This is a genomic window from Pseudomonas sp. RW3S2, assembly GCF_014268955.1.
Lineage (GTDB): Bacteria > Pseudomonadota > Gammaproteobacteria > Pseudomonadales > Pseudomonadaceae > Aquipseudomonas > Aquipseudomonas wayambapalatensis.
In genome coordinates this window covers 101,001-117,607 of the sequence record NZ_JABWRM010000012.1, presented here as the reverse complement: position 1 = coordinate 117,607, position 16,607 = coordinate 101,001, and the positions used below count along the sequence as shown (strand labels likewise).

Annotated in this window: 15 protein-coding genes; 6 read left to right on the top strand and 9 right to left on the bottom strand. The window is 65.1% G+C overall.

What is annotated here, in order from left to right; all coding sequences use genetic code 11:
- Nucleotides 1-4: 4 nt before the first annotated feature.
- The 7 genes from xylB to HU748_RS17980 all read right to left on the bottom strand — a co-directional run bounded on the left by xylB (nucleotide 5) and on the right by HU748_RS17980 (nucleotide 8,518).
- Entirely contained in the window at nucleotides 5-1,495 is a 1,491-nt protein-coding gene (gene xylB / locus HU748_RS18010) for a xylulokinase (RefSeq protein WP_186721359.1), read from the bottom strand.
- 17 nt (nucleotides 1,496-1,512) lie between these two features.
- A complete protein-coding gene (locus HU748_RS18005; protein WP_186708269.1) occupies nucleotides 1,513-2,988 on the bottom strand; it encodes a mannitol dehydrogenase family protein in 1,476 nt (491 codons plus the stop codon).
- A 21-nt stretch (nucleotides 2,989-3,009) separates the two neighbouring features.
- Nucleotides 3,010-4,122 (bottom strand): sn-glycerol-3-phosphate ABC transporter ATP-binding protein UgpC, encoded by a 1,113-nt coding sequence (ugpC, locus tag HU748_RS18000; RefSeq protein ID WP_186721308.1) that lies wholly within the window; start codon nucleotides 4,120-4,122, stop codon nucleotides 3,010-3,012.
- A gap of 157 nt (nucleotides 4,123-4,279) precedes the next feature.
- Complete coding sequence (locus HU748_RS17995; protein WP_063546497.1) at nucleotides 4,280-5,113, bottom strand: carbohydrate ABC transporter permease; 834 nt, start codon at nucleotides 5,111-5,113, stop codon at nucleotides 4,280-4,282.
- 10 nt (nucleotides 5,114-5,123) lie between these two features.
- Nucleotides 5,124-6,047, bottom strand: coding sequence for a sugar ABC transporter permease (locus HU748_RS17990; RefSeq protein WP_186665851.1), 924 nt, complete (start codon nucleotides 6,045-6,047; stop codon nucleotides 5,124-5,126).
- 81 nt (nucleotides 6,048-6,128) lie between these two features.
- Nucleotides 6,129-7,439 (bottom strand): sugar ABC transporter substrate-binding protein, encoded by a 1,311-nt coding sequence (locus tag HU748_RS17985; RefSeq protein WP_186665853.1) that lies wholly within the window; start codon nucleotides 7,437-7,439, stop codon nucleotides 6,129-6,131.
- A 176-nt stretch (nucleotides 7,440-7,615) separates the two neighbouring features.
- Entirely contained in the window at nucleotides 7,616-8,518 is a 903-nt protein-coding gene (locus tag HU748_RS17980; RefSeq protein ID WP_186721306.1) for an AraC family transcriptional regulator, read from the bottom strand.
- Between the two features lie 131 nt (nucleotides 8,519-8,649).
- On the opposite strand from HU748_RS17980, the gene HU748_RS17975 reads away from it, so the two are divergent.
- The 6 genes from HU748_RS17975 (at nucleotide 8,650) to HU748_RS17950 (ending at nucleotide 12,988) form a co-directional block, all read left to right on the top strand.
- Nucleotides 8,650-9,150 carry a M48 family metallopeptidase gene (locus HU748_RS17975; RefSeq protein ID WP_054895460.1) on the top strand — a complete coding sequence of 167 codons (501 nt, stop codon included), beginning with the start codon at nucleotides 8,650-8,652 and terminating at the stop codon, nucleotides 9,148-9,150.
- Nucleotides 9,151-9,163: 13 nt separating this feature from the next.
- A complete protein-coding gene (locus HU748_RS17970) occupies nucleotides 9,164-9,460 on the top strand; it encodes a winged helix-turn-helix domain-containing protein (protein ID WP_186665854.1) in 297 nt (98 codons plus the stop codon).
- Nucleotides 9,457-10,098 carry a PAS domain-containing protein gene (locus tag HU748_RS17965; protein ID WP_238343402.1) on the top strand — a complete coding sequence of 214 codons (642 nt, stop codon included), beginning with the start codon at nucleotides 9,457-9,459 and terminating at the stop codon, nucleotides 10,096-10,098. Before HU748_RS17970 ends, HU748_RS17965 begins: the two co-directional genes overlap by 4 nt.
- A 108-nt stretch (nucleotides 10,099-10,206) precedes the next feature.
- Nucleotides 10,207-11,172: a threonine/serine dehydratase gene (locus HU748_RS17960; protein WP_186721304.1), complete on the top strand. Its 966-nt coding sequence runs from the start codon at nucleotides 10,207-10,209 to the stop codon at nucleotides 11,170-11,172.
- Nucleotides 11,169-12,149: an ornithine cyclodeaminase family protein gene (locus HU748_RS17955; RefSeq protein WP_186721302.1), complete on the top strand. Its 981-nt coding sequence runs from the start codon at nucleotides 11,169-11,171 to the stop codon at nucleotides 12,147-12,149. The genes HU748_RS17960 and HU748_RS17955 overlap by 4 nt, the downstream gene beginning before the upstream one ends.
- Before the next feature lie 101 nt (nucleotides 12,150-12,250).
- Complete coding sequence (locus HU748_RS17950; protein ID WP_186708261.1) at nucleotides 12,251-12,988, top strand: transporter substrate-binding domain-containing protein; 738 nt, start codon at nucleotides 12,251-12,253, stop codon at nucleotides 12,986-12,988.
- Between the two features lie 21 nt (nucleotides 12,989-13,009).
- Here the strand turns inward: HU748_RS17950 and yccS are convergent, their stop codons facing one another.
- Both yccS and HU748_RS17940 read right to left on the bottom strand, forming a co-directional pair.
- Complete coding sequence (gene yccS, locus HU748_RS17945; RefSeq protein WP_186721300.1) at nucleotides 13,010-15,193, bottom strand: YccS family putative transporter; 2,184 nt, start codon at nucleotides 15,191-15,193, stop codon at nucleotides 13,010-13,012.
- Nucleotides 15,194-15,386: 193 nt separating this feature from the next.
- Nucleotides 15,387-16,568: an aminoacetone oxidase family FAD-binding enzyme gene (locus HU748_RS17940; protein ID WP_186721298.1), complete on the bottom strand. Its 1,182-nt coding sequence runs from the start codon at nucleotides 16,566-16,568 to the stop codon at nucleotides 15,387-15,389.
- Nucleotides 16,569-16,607: the final 39 nt, after the last annotated feature.

Here is a 16,607-nt window from a genome sequence, read left to right as displayed (position 1 = left end):
GCGATCAGTGCGCAGGCAGATGCGAAACGTAACGTTGGTAGGCGGTTTCGTAGGCCGCCTGTTGTGCGGGCCGGGGTGTGGTGCGCGTGCTTTCGTCGAGTTCGACGCAGCGCTGGCACAGAGCCTCCAGGCTGTCACCTTCGCCGAGCTTGCGGCCCAGGCTCCAGGCAGCCTGGATCGCAGCACCCAGGGCGGCGGCTTCGGTCTGGCGCGGGCACACCACCGGCAGGCCGAGCAGGTCGGCGAGTGTCTGGCGCCACAGCGGGCTTTTCGCCGCGCCGCCGACCAGGCGGATCTCCTGGCCCTGCAGGCCGCTGGCGCGCAGCAGGTCGAGCCCGTAGCGCAGGCTGAAACAGGTGCCTTCGAGCACCGCCCGGCAGAGGTTGGCACGGGTCAGGTTGCTGCTGGTCATACCGTGCAGGCTGGCACTGGCCTCGGGCAGTGCGGGCACGCGCTCGCCATTGAAGAACGGCAGCAGCAACAGGCCGTCGGCGCCGACGGGGGCTTGTGCGGCGAGCTCGCTGAACGCCGACAGGTCAAGCTGCAACAGGTCTTGCACCAGGGCGCAGGCGCTGGTGAGGTTCATGGTGCAGATCAGCGGCAGCCATCCGCCGGATGAGCCGCAGAAGGTCGCGACCTCACCGTGGGGGCTGACACGTGGCTGGTCGAGGTGTGCGGCCAGGGTGCCGGAGGTGCCCAGGCTGAGGGTGATCATGCCGGGGCGAATGTTGCCGGTGCCGATGGCGCCGAGCATGTTGTCGCCCCCACCGCTGGCCACCCAGGCGCCAGTGTCCAGGCCCAGCGCCTGGGCTGCCGAGGGCTGCAGGGTGGCGATGCAGTCGCCGGACTCGACCAGCTCGGGCAGTGCCGCCAGCAGGCGCTTGCCGGGCTCGATCAGCGCCAGCACATCGGCGGCCCAGGTGCGTTTGCGCACATCGTAGTAGCCGGTGCCCGAGGCGTCGCCCGGTTCGCTGCAGGCACGGCCGGTGAGCCAGTGGTTGAGGTAATCGTGGGGCAGCAGCAGGTGTGCGGCGCGGGCGAACAGGTCTGGATGATGGCGCTGGCTCCACAGCAGCTTGGACAGCGTATAGCCCGGCGCGACCACCAGCCCCAGGCGCTCCAGCGAGCCTGCGGCGCCGCCGAGGGCGGCCAGCAGTTCGTCATTTTCCGTAGTGGTTTCGGTGTCGCACCAGAGCTTGGCCGGGCGCAGCACCTGGCCTTGGTCATCGAGCATCACCAGGCCGTGCTGCTGGCCAGAGACGGCCAGTGCGCGGATGGCATGGCCCCCGACCCCGGCGTCAGCGAGGGCATTGGCCACCGCCGTGCGCAGGGCCTGCAGCCAGTCTGCCGGATCCTGTTCACGGCGGCCGTGGTCGCCCTGCGGCGCCGCATGTGCCGCGCTGCCCAGCCCCAGTACGCGACCGCTGTCTGCGTCGAGCACCAGGGCCTTGGTGCCCTGGGTGCCGCAGTCGATGCCGAGGAACAGTCCTTCCATCATTGCTGCGCTCCGTCTCAGTCGCCCAGTACCCGGCGCAGGGTTTCACTCACGCCGACTTCACGCAAGCTGTCGTACAGGCGCTCGAAGGCGTCGACGAAGGCCCGTGAGTTGGGGATCGCCGTGCCGAAGATCGCTTCGTCGCCGAGCACCCGGGCCGCCAGGCCTTCGCGCTGGACGACACGGGCCTGGCACTGTGCTGCGCGCGGATCGGGAATGCTGTAGACATTGCCCTTTTCATCCTTGCCGCCCAGGTACAGCGCCCAGGCTGCGACTACCAGCGCCACGCGCTCCAGCGGCTTGCCGTCGGCAATCAGGCGGTTGGCGGTGGGTACGATGAACTTGGGGAATTTCGAAGAGCCGTCCGAGCACACCCGCTCCAACTGGTCGGCGATGGCGCGGTTGGAGAAGCGCTCGGTGAGGCTGTCCTTGTAGTGCGTAAGGTCGATGCCTGGCACCTGCGCCAGTTGCGGCGTGACGTCCTGGTCCATGAAGGTGCGCATGTAGCGGCGCAGCAGGTCGTCGGCGAGGGTCTCGTGGACGAAGCGGTAGCCCTGCAGGAAGCCCAGGTAGGTCAGCGCCAGGTGGCTGCCGTTGAGCAGTTTGATCTTCATCTCTTCATAGGGCGTGACGTCGTCGGTGAACTGCACGCCGACCTTCTCCCAGGCCGGGCGACCGCTGACGAACTTGTCTTCCAGCACCCACTGCAGGAACGGCTCGCAGACCACCGGCCAGGCGTCCTCTACACCATGGCGCTCGGCCAACTGGCGGCGATGTTCGTCGCTGGTCATCGGTGTGATGCGATCGACCATGGCATTGGGGAAGCTGACGTGCCGGGCGATCCACTGGGCCAGGTCATGGTTGAGCAGGTGGGCGAAGGCCAGCAGTGCCTTGCGCGCCACGTCGCCGTTGTGTGGAAGGTTGTCGCAGGACATGACCGTGAACGCCGGGGTGCCGGCCTCGCGGCGACGGCGCAGGGCCTCGCAGAGAAAACCGAATACGCTGTGCGGCTGGTCAGGTCTGGCCAGGTCGTGCTGGATCAGCGGCAGGTTCTCGAGGAACTCGCCCGTGCTGTCGTCGATGCAGTAGCCGCCTTCGGTGATGGTCAGCGAGACGATACGGACTGCAGGGTCGGCAAGTTTGTCGAGCAGCGCCTGGCTGTCGCTTTCGGCCAGCAGCATGCCGCTGATGGCACCGATCACGCGCACCTCGGTGTTGGGTTTTTCGCCCAGTTCGAACAGGGTGTAGAGATGGTCCTGGCTTGCCAGGGCGTCGCGCATGGCGCGGTCTTCGCTGCGCAGGCCGGCGCCGCAGATCGCCCAGTCGAGGGCTTCGCCGCGGTTCATCAGGGCGTCGGTATAGGCGGCCTGGTGGGCGCGGTGAAAGCCGCCGACGCCGATGTGCACGATGCCCTGGCGCAGCTGCGCTGGGTCATAGGTGGGGCGGGCGACCGGGGCGGGCAGCTTGTCAAGATTGCGCTGGTTGAGTTTCATCGAGAAATCCTTGAAGACGGCTCAGGCCGCCTGTTGCAGTCGTTTGTCCAGGGCCTTGCCGGTGCTGTCGAACAGATGGCAGTGCGCCGGATCGAAGCTCAGTTCCAGTTGCTCGCCGTACTCGGGCGCGAAATCGCCGCGCACTCGCACGGTGAGCATCTCGCCGGAGGCGCTGCGCACGTGGCAGTAGCTGTCGCTGCCCAGGCGCTCGCTGACATCGGCGGTGACCTGCAGCGAACCCTGTTCACCGTGACCGCTGCGGCTGATGCTCAGGTGCTCCGGGCGGATGCCCAGGGTGATCTGGCTGCCGGCGGTCAGTTCACCTGCGCACAGCGGCAGGGCGATGCGGGCGCCGCACTCGAGGGCGACCTCGCACTGGTTGCCTTGGTTGCGGCTCAGGTGTCCGCGCAAAAAGCCCATCTTCGGTGTGCCGAGGAAGCCTGCGACGAACAGGTTGGCCGGATGGTGGTACAGCTCCAGCGGCGAGCCGACCTGCTCGATACGACCGGCGTTGAGCACCACCACCTTGTCGGCCAGGGTCATCGCCTCGACCTGGTCGTGGGTCACGTAGATCATGGTCGCGGCCAGGTCCTTGTGCAGGCGCGACAGCTCCAGGCGCATCTGCACGCGCAGGGCAGCATCGAGGTTGGACAGCGGCTCGTCGAACAGGAAGATCTTCGGGTTGCGCACGATCGCCCGGCCGATTGCCACCCGCTGGCGCTGGCCGCCGGAGAGCTGGCGCGGCTTGCGCTCGAGCATCGGTTGCAGCTCGAGGATGCGCGCGGCGTTGTCGACCTTGCTGGCGACCTCGGCCTTGGCCACGCCCGCCAGGTCCAGGGCGAACGACAGGTTCTTGCGCACGGTCATGTGCGGATACAGGGCGTAGGTCTGGAACACCATGGCCAGGTTGCGCTTGGCCGGAGCGGTGTCGGTGATGTCGACGCCATCGAGGGTGATGCTGCCGCTGCTCACCTCTTCGAGGCCGGCAATCAGCCGCAGCAGGGTCGATTTGCCACAGCCGGACGGCCCGACGAACACCACGAATTCACGGTCGTGTACGTCCAGGTCGATGCCCTTGATGATGGCGTGGCCATCAAAGCCTTTTTGCAGGTTGCGGATCTTCAGGTCAGCCATGTCGAGTTACCTGTGCAGTGGCCAGGAAAAATTGAGGTTTTGCAGAATCCTGTAGGAGCGGGCTCGCCCGCGAACACCGGCTTAGCCGGTGCCATGCACCGCAGTGTTTGCTTCGCGGGCAAGCCCGCTCCTACAGGAATGGTGTAGTTGGGGGTATTCATTTCACCGCTCCGAACGACAGCCCGCGCACCAGTTGCTTCTGGCTGATCCAGCCGAAGATCAGGATCGGTGCGCAGGCCAGTGTCGAGACGGCCGAAAGCTTGGCCCAGAACAGGCCTTCGGGGCTTGAGTAGGAGGCCACCAGCGCGGTCAGCGGTGCGGCGGCCGAAGAAGTCAGGTTGAGCGACCAGAACGCCTCGTTCCAGCACAGGATCAGCGACAGCAGCACGGTCGAGGCCAGGCCGCCACGGGCGATCGGCAGCAGCACGCGGAGGATTTCCTGCCAGGTGCCGGCGCCGTCCAGGCGCGCCGCTTCGAGGATGTCGACGGGGATGTCCTTGAAGTAGGTGTACACCATCCACACCACGATCGGCAGGTTGATCAGGGTGTACACGATGATCAGCGACAGCCGTGAATCGAGCAGCCCGAACTGCTTGGCCAGCAGGTAGATCGGCATCAGCACGCCCACTGGCGGCAGCATCTTGGTCGACAGCATCCACAACAGCGTGCGCTTGGTGTGGCGGGTCTCGAAGAAGGCCATGGAGTAGGCTGCCGGCACGGCGATCAGCATGCACAGCAGGGTCGCGGAGAACGAGATCAGCACCGAGTTCCAGGCGTAGGCGAAGTAGTCGCTGCGCTCGTTGATGTGCAGGTAGTTCTCCAGCGTCGGGTGGAAGATGAACTGCGGCGGCGTGGCGAAGGCGTCGAGTTCGGTCTTGAAGCTGGTCAGCAGCATCCAGAAGATCGGGAAGAAGATCGCCAGGGCAATGCCCCAGCACAGCAGGCCGATCAGCGCATCGCGCAGGCGGCGGGTTTGCTTGAGTGTCAGCATGGCGGGCTCCTCAGCTGCGCTCGGTGAGGTTCTTGCCGATCATGCGCACCAGCACGATGGCGGCGATGTTGGCGATCAGCACGGCGATCAGGCCACCGGCCGACGCCATGCCGACGTCGAACTGCAGCAGCGCCTGGTTGTAGATCAGGTAGGCGAGGTTGGTGGATTCATAGCCCGGCCCGCCGCTGGTGGTGGTGAAGATCTCGGCGAACACCGACAGCAGGAAGATGGTTTCGATCATGACCACCACGGCAATCGGCCGCGCCAGGTGCGGCAGGGTGAGGTGCCAGAAGATCGCCAGCGGGCCTGCACCGTCCAGGCGTGCGGCCTCCTTCTGCTCCTGGTCCAGCGACTGCATGGCGGTCATCAGGATCAGGATGGCGAACGGCAGCCACTGCCACGACACGATCAGGATGATCGACAGCAACGGATAGTGCGCCAGCCAGTCCACCGGCTGGGCGCCGAACAGGCGCCAGACCGCCGCGAGGATCCCGGACACCGGGTGGAAGATCAGGTTCTTCCACAGCAGCGCGCTGACCGTGGGCATGATGAAGAACGGCGAGATCAGCAGCACGCGCACCACGCCGCGGCCCCAGAACTCACCCGCCTCCAGCAGCGCGGCGATGAGCACGCCGAACACCACGCTGATCGCCAGCACGCTGCCGACCAGGGTCAGGGTATTCAGGGCGCCGGGCAGGAAGCCGGCATCGGTGACGAAGAAGCTGAAGTTCTCCAGGCCGACGAAGTCGTTCTCGCCGGGATACAGCAGGTTGTAACGGATCAGCGAGAAATACAGGGTCATGCCCAGGGGCACGATCATCCATAACAGCAGCAGCGCCACCGAAGGGCTGACCAGGAACCAGCCGGGGCCGACGCGGCGTTTGCCGGGGCGCGCGGTGGCGTGGGTCGGGGTGTCGAGGGCCGAGGTGTTCATGACGACTCCGTGTTCGGCAGAAAGAGGCGAGCAGCCGGCCGCCGGCACACCGAGGGCGGCGTGCTGGCGGCCAGGGGCGGTCTACTTGGGGTAGCCGGCGCGTTTCATCTCGCGTTCGGTGGACGACTGGGCGGCGGCCAGCGCCTGTTCAGGCTTCATCTGACCGGTCAGGGCGGCGGAGAACAGCTTGCCGACCTGGGTGCCGATGGCCTGGAACTCAGGAATGGTCACCAGCTGGATACCCACGTAGGGCACGGGCTTGAGGGTCGGGTGGTTGGGATCGACCTTCTTCAGCGACTCCAGCGTGACCTTGGCGAACGGTGCGGCCTGCAGGTAGGCCTCGCTGTAGGTGGAGGCGCGGGTGCCTGGCGGCACGTTGGCCACGCCTTCCTTGTCGGCGACCAGTTGGCCATAGGCCTGGGAGGTGGCCCAGGTGCTGAAGGTCCTGGCGGCGTCCTTGGACTTGGAGCTGGTGGGGATCGCCAGCGCCCACGAGTACAGCCAGGTCGCGCCCTTGTCGGTGACCTCCTTCGGCGCGAAGGTGAAGCCCACGTCGTCCACGACCTTGCTCTGGCTCTTGTCGGTGACGAACGAGCCGGCGACGCTGGCATCGACCCACATTGCGCACTTGCCGCTGTTGAACAGCGCCAGGTTCTCGTTGAAGCCGTTGCTGGAGGCGCCGGGCGGGCCGTACTGCTTCATGGTGTCGACGTAGAAGTTCAGGGCCTTGGTCCACTCGCTGCCGGTGAACTCCGGCTGCCACTGCTCGTTGAACCAACGGGCGCCGAAGGCATTGGCCAGGGTGCCGATCAGCGCCATGTTCTCACCCCAGCCGGCCTTGCCGCGCAGGCAGATGCCGTACTGGCCGGCCTCGGGCTTGTTGAGCTTGGCGGCGAATTCGCCCAGTTGGGTCCAGGTCGGTTGCTCGGGCATCTGCAGCCCGGCCTGCTGGAACAGGTCCTTGCGGTAGTAGGTGATCGAGGCTTCGGCGTAGAAGGGCAGGGCGTAGAGCGTGCCCTTGACCGACAGGCCGTCGCGCACCGAAGGGAAGATATCGTCGAGCTGGTAGTCGGCAGGCAGGTCTTTCATGGGTTCCAGCCAACCCTTGGCGCCCCACAGCGCGGCTTCGTACATGCCGATGGTGAGCACGTCGAACTGTCCGCCTTGTGTCGCGATATCGGTGGTCAGGCGTTGGCGCAGGACGTTCTCTTCGAGCACCACCCACTTGAGCTTGATGTCCGGGTGCTGCTCCTCGAACACCTTGGACAGCCGCTGCATGCGGATCATGTCGTTGTTGTTGACGGTGGCAATGGTCAGGGTTTCGGCAGCCTGGGCAAACACCGGCAGGCTCAGACAGGCAATGGCCACGCAGGCCTTGATCGAGTCGTTCATCGTTGAACTCCTCTTCCGGACCGCAGGGCGGCGCGGAAGTCACTATTGTTTTTTTTGTGTCGCTGGTTGCCGATTACACTCCTGCATCGCCAGCGCAACAAAGCCTCGACTGCACGCAGGCCGATACTTTTTTGCACTGGGGTATTGGCAGTGCGATGCACTGCTCAAGCGCTTCACTAAAGGTTTTGCTCGGTCAGGCGCTGGGTGACCAGGCTGCGGTAGCCCGACGGTGTCATGCCTTTGAGCTGCTGGAAACGCCGGTTGAAGTTGGACAGGTTGCTGAAGCCGGACTCGAAGCACACCTCGGTCACCGGCAGGTCGCTGCGCGCCAGCAGTTCACAGGACTTGCTGATCCGCAGGCGATTGACGAACTCGACGAAGCCGCGCCCGGCGGCCTGCTTGAAGAAGCGCGAGAAGTAGGTGGGGGTCATGCCCAGGTGCTCGGCGACCTCGTTCTGGGTGAGGTCCTGGGCGTAGTGCTGGAAGATGTAGTCCACCGCGCGGTTGATGCGGTCGACGTTGTGTTCGTCGGCCAGCTGCGAGGAGGTGACGGTGGACAGCAACTGGTAGTCCTCGCAGCCAGCCAGCTGTTCCATGAGGATAAAAAAGTATCCCAGGCGCGTCATGCCGGCACTTTGCGAGATACGTTGCATCAGTTGCTGGCTCTCGGCGATCAGGCGCGGATCGCGGAATTCGATGCCATAACTGGCGCGGGCCAGCAGTGGCGTCAGCTGGTTGAGCTCGGAGAACACCTGGCTGCCTTGCTCGAGCACTTCGTCAGTGAAATTGACCAGCATGTCGCGGGTGTCGACGACCTCGTCGGCGGCCACCTGGCTGATCCAGTTGTGTGGCAGGTTCGGCCCGGTGAGAAACAGTGTGCCCGGGGCGAAGTTGCCGATGTAGTCGCCGATGAACACCTTGCCGGAGCTGGCGACGATCAAGTGCAGCTCGTATTCCTTGTGAAAGTGCCAGCGCACCAGCGGGCTCGGGAAGCCGTGCTGGCGATAGATCAGCGAATGGCCTTCGTGGTCGTCCATCAGTTCGTAGGACGGGTCGGTGATCTTGCTGGCTTTGGGCATGGTGAGTGCTTCGAGCAGGGGGTGAATACTGCATCCTAGCCAAATTTTGCGTCCTGTAGGAGCGGGCTTGCCCGCGAAAGGGCCAGCCCTGCCAACCACAGGCCCCCGCCAATTCGGTAAACTCCCACCCCATGACCACCCTACGCTACTTGCAAGCCTATCCCCCGCACCTGCAGGAACAGGTCCGTCAGATGATCGCCAGCGATCGCCTGGGCGGCTACCTGCAGCAGCGCTACCCCGCCCGCCACGAGGTGCAGAGCGACAAGGCGCTGTACCTCTATGCCCAGGACCTGCGCCAGCAATACCTGCGCAGCGCGCCGCCGCTGGACAAGGTGCTCTACGACAACCGTCTCGACCTCACCCACCGGGCCCTGGGCCTGAACACGGCGGTGTCACGGGTGCAGGGTGGCAACCTCAAGGCCAAGAAGGAAATCCGCATCGCCTCGCTGTTCAAGGACGCGGCGCCGCAGTTTCTGCGCATGATCGTGGTACACGAGCTGGCGCACCTGCGTGAGCGCGACCACAACAAGGCGTTCTACCAGCTGTGCCAGCACATGGAGCCGGACTACCATCAACTGGAGTTCGACTTGCGTGTCTACCTGACCTGGCGCGAATTGCCAGGCAATGCATGAGGATCCCACCAGCATGGACGTGAGCAAGACCAAGAGCAGCTTCTATCGCCGCCTCTACGTGGCCTGGCTGATCGACAGCCAGACCGCCACCAGCGTGCCCGCGCTGATGGAAGCCACCGGCATGCCGCGACGCACGGCCCAGGACACCATCGCCGCCCTGGCGGACCTGGACATCGTCTGCGAGTTCGAGCAGCAGAGCGGTGCGCGCAACCACGCCGGGCATTACCGCATCCACGACTGGGGTGCGATCGACAAGCAGTGGATCATCCAGCACCTGCGCACTATTCGCGAAGTGCTCGGCTATCCATGACCACCCTCCAGGACCCGTTCATGTCGTCCAGCCGCTTCAGCAACTACGCCGCCATGGCCGAGGGCATCGCAGCCCTGTTGTTCCCGCATGCCGAAGTGGTGGTGCACGACCTGGCCAGCCAGACGGTGGTGCATATCGCCAACAACATTTCCAAGCGCCAGCTCGGCGATGATTCCGGGCTCGACGACCTGCCCAGCCAGCTCGATGACAGCACCCGCCTGGGGCCGTATGAAAAGCTCAACTGGAACGGGCAGAAGATCCGTTCGATCAGCAGCGTGATGCGCGACGCCAGCGGCCAGCCCGAGGCGCTGATCTGCATCAACCTCAACGTCTCGATTCTCGAGCAGGCGCGCGATGCGCTGGAGGCGTTCTTCCAGGCCAGCCGCCTGTTGCCGCAACCGCAGGCGTTGTTCCGCGACGACTGGCAGGAGCGCATCAACACCTTCCTGCATGCCTGGTTGCAGGCGCGTGGATTGAGCCTGGGCGGGCTGGACCGCGAGCAGAAGCGGCAGTTGGTCGAGGCGCTGCACGGGGAGGGCGCGTTCCGTGGCAAGAGCGCCCATGACTACGTGGCCAACGTGCTGGGGATGGGGCGGGCGACGGTATACAAGTATGTGAAGGCGTTGCGCCAAGGCTGAGGCCATCGCTGGCAAACGACAGGCTTTCAGTGCGTGGAAAAATAGTCTACGGTAGAATTTAATTCTATATCGTGGCGTTTGCCCCTGCGCATCGCCCAAGGAGCCACCATGACTATCCTGGACACCCTGCCACACGCCATCCGCGAAGCCCATGAAGCCCTTCGCCCCCAGGTGGCTGTCACGCCGCTCAGCCACAGCCCGGGGCTTTCCCGTCAGAGCGGCTGCAATGTCCATCTCAAGTGCGAGCACCTGCAGCACACCGGCTCCTTCAAATTCCGAGGGGCCAGCAACAAGCTGCGCCTGCTCGACCCTGCGCAGCGTCAGGCTGGCGTGATCACCGCCTCTTCCGGCAATCACGGACAGGGCCTGTCACTGGCCGGGCAATTGCTGGGTGTGCCGGTCACCGTGTACGTCAGCAGCAGCGCCTCGCCGCTGAAGATCCGGGCCATGCGCGGCCTGGGGGCCGAGGTGATCGAACTCGACGCTGACCCGCTGTCGGTCGAGCTTGAAGCGGCTCGCCAGGCCAATCTGCAGGGCAAGCCTTTCGTCTCCCCCTACAATGACGCGCAGATCATCGCTGGCCAGGGCACCATCGGCATGGAGCTGTTCGAGCAGGCGCCGGATCTGGACGCGGTTTTCGTCGCTGTCGGTGGTGGCGGCTTGATCTCGGGCATTGGCGCTGCATTGCGCGCGCTTGCACCCTCGGTGCAGGTCATCGGCTGCTGGCCGGCCAACGCGCCCACCCTGCAGCGCTCGCTGGAGGAGGGACGGATCATCGAGATGCAAGAGCTCGATACCCTGTCCGACGGCACGGCCGGCGGCGTCGAGCCCGGCGCCATCACCTTCCCCCTGTGCCAGCAGTTGCTGCATCGCACCGTGCTGGTCAGCGAGGCTGAGATCAGCGCAGCCATGCGCGACGTCGCAGGCCACGACCGCTGGATCATCGAAGGGGCGGCAGGGGTTGCCGTCGCAGGCATGCAGAAACTGGCCGGTGAGTTCCAGGGCAAGAAGGTCGCGGTGGTGCTGTGCGGGCGCAACATCGTGCTGGAGAAGTTCCTGGAGGCGATCCAATGAGGATCATCGACAAGGCGCAACTGGTCGAAATCCTCGACCGGGATTTGGCGGTACGCCTGATCGAAGAGGGTTTTATCGCCTTTTCCGCGGGCAAGGTCCATGTGCCACCGGTGCAGAATTTCGCCTTCCCTGAACAAAACGGCGACTGCTGCGTGAAGTCCGCCTGGCTGCAGGGCAGCGATAGCTTCACGGTGAAAGTCTCCACCGGTTTCTACGACAACCCTTCCAAGGGGCTGGAAAGCAACGATGGCTTGATGCTGGTGTTTTCGGCCAGTACCGGCCAACCGCTGGCGCTGCTCCAGGACCAAGGCTGGCTGACCTGCCTGCGCACCGCGCTGGCCGGGCAAATCGCCGCCCGCCTGTTGGCGCCGCGCAAGGTACGGGCAATCGGTGTACTGGGCAGCGGGGTGCAGGCGCGGATGCAGCTCGAACAACTGCTACCGGTCACCGACTGCCGTTGTCTGATCGCCTGGGGCCGTGATGCCGGGCGGCTTGCGGACTACCGACGGTTCGCCGAAGGGCTGGGCTTCGAGGTGCGCACCACCCATGATGCCCGCGAGCTGGCCGAGTCCGCCAACCTGATCGTCTGCACCACGCCTTCGCGCGAGCCGCTGCTGCAGCGTGAATGGATACAGCCCGGCACCCATATCACCGCCGTGGGAGCCGATGGCCCTGGCAAGCAGGAGCTCGATCCAGCGCTGGTGGCCGCCGCCGATTGCATCGTGGTGGACGCTATCGGCCAATGCAGCCGCTACGGCGAGGTGTCCCACGCGCTGGAGGCCGGGCTGATTGCAGCTACCGATCTGATCGAGATCGGCGCGTTGCTGGCTGGGCAGGCGAGTGGTCGCACGCAGGATGCCGCGATCACGTTGGCTGACCTGACCGGCGTGGCGGTGCAGGACGCGCAGATCGCGCGGTGTGCATTGATGTCCCTTGGGGCAAGCCGCCAAGGAGACCTGCTCGCACAGCTCGGCTAAAATAGAGGCTAAATGACATCATTGTCCGCTGCCGTCGACTGTCGCCTTTGTGTACTCTCGCGTAATCAGTGTGGGGCCCTCAACTGCGAAAGGAACTGAGCATGCGGCCACTGCTTTGCGTTCTGGGATTGACCGCAATGATGTTCACGGCGCTCGCGGCGGCGCAGCCACCGCTGCGCCTGGTGGCTGACAAATGGCCGCCGTTCTCCGACAGCGCCATGCCGGGCGGAGGCCTGGCCACCAGCATCGTCACCACGGCACTCACCCGCGCCGGTTACGCCAGCGAGTTCGAGGAAGTGCCCTGGGCGAGGGCGCTGCTGGGGATTGGCGAAGGGCGCTACGACGTGCTCATCAATGCGTGGTACAACGAATCGCGTACTCGCCTGGGCCAGTTCTCCGGGGCCTATCTGACCAACCGTATCCGCCTGCTCAAGCGTCAGCGCGAGGCACTTGGCTTCAAGCGATTGGCCGATCTGTATCCCTACAGCATCGCCGTGGTGCGTGACTACGCCTACTCACCGGCGTTCGATGGCGACAGCCGGCTGAACAAGGTGGCGGTGCGCAGCTTCCCGTCGGCGATCCGCATGCTGGCGGCAGGGCGCGTGGACCTGGCGGTGGAGGACGAGTACGTGGCGCGCTACAACCTGCAGCGTGAGCCGCAGGAGGTGCGCGAGGCGGTGGATTTTGTCGAGCGGCCGCTGGGGGAGAACAGCCTGCATATCCTCGTCAGCCTTCAGCACCCTGAGCATCGGCAGATCGTCGAGCGTTTCGAGCGAGCGATTGCAGCGATGAAGGCCGATGGCAGCTATGCGCGGTTGTTGAAGCAGTATGGCTTGTGACCTGGGGTGTCGGCGCCGGCCTCAAGCCGGCTCCCCTTCCTTGATCAGATGCGCTGCCAATGTACGCAACGGCCCCAGTTGCCGGCAGATCAACGCCAACTGGGTCTGTACCAGTCGCTGATGCTCATCCAGCTCCTCGGGCATCTGCTCCAGCTGGTTGGCCAGCGCTTCTTCTTCATCGCTGTGAATGGCCACCGGCAGCCGCGCCGCCAGGCCATTGGCGATCTCGTCGAGACTGCGTGCCAGGCTGCTGCCGACCCCATCGATCAACTGTTCGTGCACCTCGGCAGGCAGTGCCGTATCCCGGTGTGCGCCGAGCCCTGACAGATAGCTGAGCAGGGTGTGCGACAACACCAGGAAGCGGAAGCCCACATCGGCCTCCTTGCGGAAGTGCCCCGGCTCCATGAGCATGTTCGACAGCGTGGTCGATAACGCCGCGTCGGCATTGTGGGCGTTGCGCCGGGCCAGGCGGTAGGCGAGGTCGTCGCGCTTGCCGTTGGCGTACTGCTGCATGATCTGGCGCAGGTACAGGCTGGCGCAGCTCAGGGTGTTGGCCAGCACCTTGTTCAGGCGCCGCCCCTGCCAGTCTGGCAGGAACAGGAACACCGCGAGGATCGCGATCAGGGCGCCCACCAGGGTGTCGAACAGGCGCGGCAGGAACAGCCCGTAGCCATCGCCGATCTGGTTGAAGCAGAACAGCACCATCAGCGTGATCGCCGCCGTGGCCAGGGTGTAGCGGGTGGTGCGGTTGACGAAGAACACCACGCCAGCGACCACCGCGAACAGCGACTGGACGATCGGGTTTGGGAACAGGTCGAACAGCGCCCAGCCAACCGTCAGGCCGATGGCGGTGCCGAAGATCCGCTGCACCAGCTTGCGTCGCGTCGCGCCATAGTTGGGCTGGCAGACGAACAGGGTGGTGAGGATGATCCAGTAGCCTTGCGTGGGGTGGATCAGGTGCACCATGCCATAGCCGATCGACAGCGCCAGCGGCAGGCGCAGGGCGTGGCGGAACAGCAGCGAGGTGGGCGTGAGCTGGGTGCGCAGGCGTTTCCACACCTCCTTGAAGGTGCGCGGCGAGCGGTCGAGCAGGCTGCTGTCGCTGGCGTCGGCAAGGCTGTCGGGGTTGCTGGCCGCGCCAAGCAAGCGGTCCAGCGTGGCCAGGTTGGCTGCCAGCGCCCGCAGCGAGCGCAGCAGGCTGCGCCAGGCCGGGTTGTTCTGAGTGCGTAGATGCTCCAGCGAGGCGTTCAGGTCTTCCAGCGCCTCGGGGTAGCCGCTGGCGAGCACGAATGGCTGGCGCAGGCGGATCGAACGGGCCAGCTCCTGGCAGGACGAGCCCTGTTTGCGCAGCAGGCGCTGGCAGCGGAACATCACATCGCTGTGGAAGAACGCCTCGCTCAGGGCGTTGTAGGGGTAGTGCGAGGCGCTGACGCGCTCGTGGATGTCCTGGGCCAGGAAGTACAGCTTCAGGTAACGACTGACCTTGGAGTTGGGCTGGCTGTTGCCGACCCGGTGCAGGATGATTTCCTTGGCGGCATTGAGCGCGGCCACCACCTTGCCGTTCTGCTTGGCCAGCTCCAGGCGCGTGGCCTCGACATCGAGGGTGCGCACCGGCTCGAACAGGCTGGCCTTGAGCTTGAGGTAGCTGCCCAACTCGTAGAACAGCTTGGCCAGGCTCTGCTGCACCGGCTGGTTGGAGAACAGCGCCTGCCAGAGCACCGAGAGCGCCCCGTACCACGCGGCTCCAGCCACCAGCAGCAGCGGCTCGTGCCAGAAATCAGTGACCACGCCGCCGCGCTGGTCAACGCCGATCATGGTGTACACCGACAGGATCAGCGTCGCCGAGGCGATGGCGCCATAGCGTTCGCCCAGTGCTCCGAGCATGGTCAGGCCGAAGGCTGCCAGGGCCAGGGAGCCGGCGAAGAGCCAAGGGTAGGGGAACAGTAGCTCGACCGACAGCGCGGCGATGGCGAAACACACGAGGGTGACGGCCAGCGCACTGAGACGGCCCTGCCAGCCGTCGTCGGTCTCGGCCAGGGCGCTGGCGATGATGCCGAGGAACAATGGGATGAGCAGGCTCATCTCGTTCTGGTACCAGCACCAGGCCATGGTGCCGGTCAGGGCGATGGTCACCCGGATGGCGTAGCTGAACTTGTCTTGGCCCCACAAGCGACGCAATGAATGGCGGAACGAGCTCGATGACATAGTGGCCTGCTGGACAGAGTTCGAATGAGGACCTTGGGACCGACGCGGCTGCGCTGCCTTTCGCGGGCAAGCCCGCTCCTACAGGGCCAGCGCAATCCTGTGGGAGCGGGCTTGCCCGCGAAGGGCAGCGCACTCGGTCAAACCTTCCCGGCACAGACCAGCAAGAAGCGTTCCGTGCTGAAAGGATTCTACTCTAAACGAACTGCGCCGCTGCGTTGGCAGAAGCCCACGCCCACTGGAAATTGAACCCGCCCAGGTGCCCGCTGACGTCCAGCACCTCGCCGATGAAGAACAATCCCGGGCTCTTGAGCGACTCCATGGTCTTGGACGACACCTCGCGGGTGTCGACGCCGCCCAGGGTCACTTCCGCGGTGCGGTAGCCCTCGGTGCCTGCCGGTACCAGTTGCCAGGCCGCGAGCTGCCCGGCGATCTGGGTCAATTCTGCCGGGGTGTACTGCTTCAAGGGTTTCGAAACGAACCACTGCTCGGCCAGCAGGGTCGCCAGCTTGCGGGTGAACACCTCGCCCAGCACGGTCTTCAGCTCGCTGTTGGGGCGTTCGGCCTGCACGCCTTGCAGCCACTCCAGCGCGTCGCGGTCGGGCAACAGATTGATCTCCAGGGTGTCGCCCGCTTCCCAGTACGAGGAAATCTGCAGGATCGCCGGGCCGCTCAGGCCGCGATGGGTGAACAGCAGGTTTTCGCGGAAGCTGGTGCCGTTGCAGCTGGCGATGCAGTCCAGCGAGGTGCCGGAGAGCTCGGTGCACAATGCCTTGAGCTGGGGCTCGGTGATGGTGAACGGCACCAACGCAGCGCGGGTCGGCAGCAGGGCGTGGCCGAACTGGCGGGCGACCTGGTAGCCGAAGCCGGTTGCGCCCAGGGTTGGGATCGACAGACCGCCGGTGGCGATCACCAGCGACTGGCAGGCAAATACACCGGCACTGGTCTGCAGGAGATAACCGCTGTCGGTCTTCTCGATCTGCTCGATGCTGGTGTTCATCCGCAGCTCGGCGCCGGCGTCGTCGCATTCGGCCAGGAGCATGTCGAGGATGTCGCTGGACTTGTTGTCGCAGAACAGCTGGCCGAGCTTCTTCTCGTGGTACGGCACGCCGTGTTTGGCCACCAGCTCGATGAAGTCCCACTGGGTGTAGCGGGCCAGCGCCGACTTGCAGAAGTGCGGATTCTGCGAGAGGAAATTGGCGGGCTCGGTGTACAGGTTGGTGAAGTTGCAGCGCCCGCCGCCGGACATGAGGATTTTCTTGCCCGGTTTGTTGGCATGGTCGAGCAGCAGCACACGGCGGCCACGGCGCGCGCTGAGTTGGGCACACATCAGGCCGGCGGCGCCGGCGCCGAGGATGATCACGTCGGTGGAGTGCACGGTGTTACCTCATGGATTTCCGGGGCCGCTTCGCAGCAC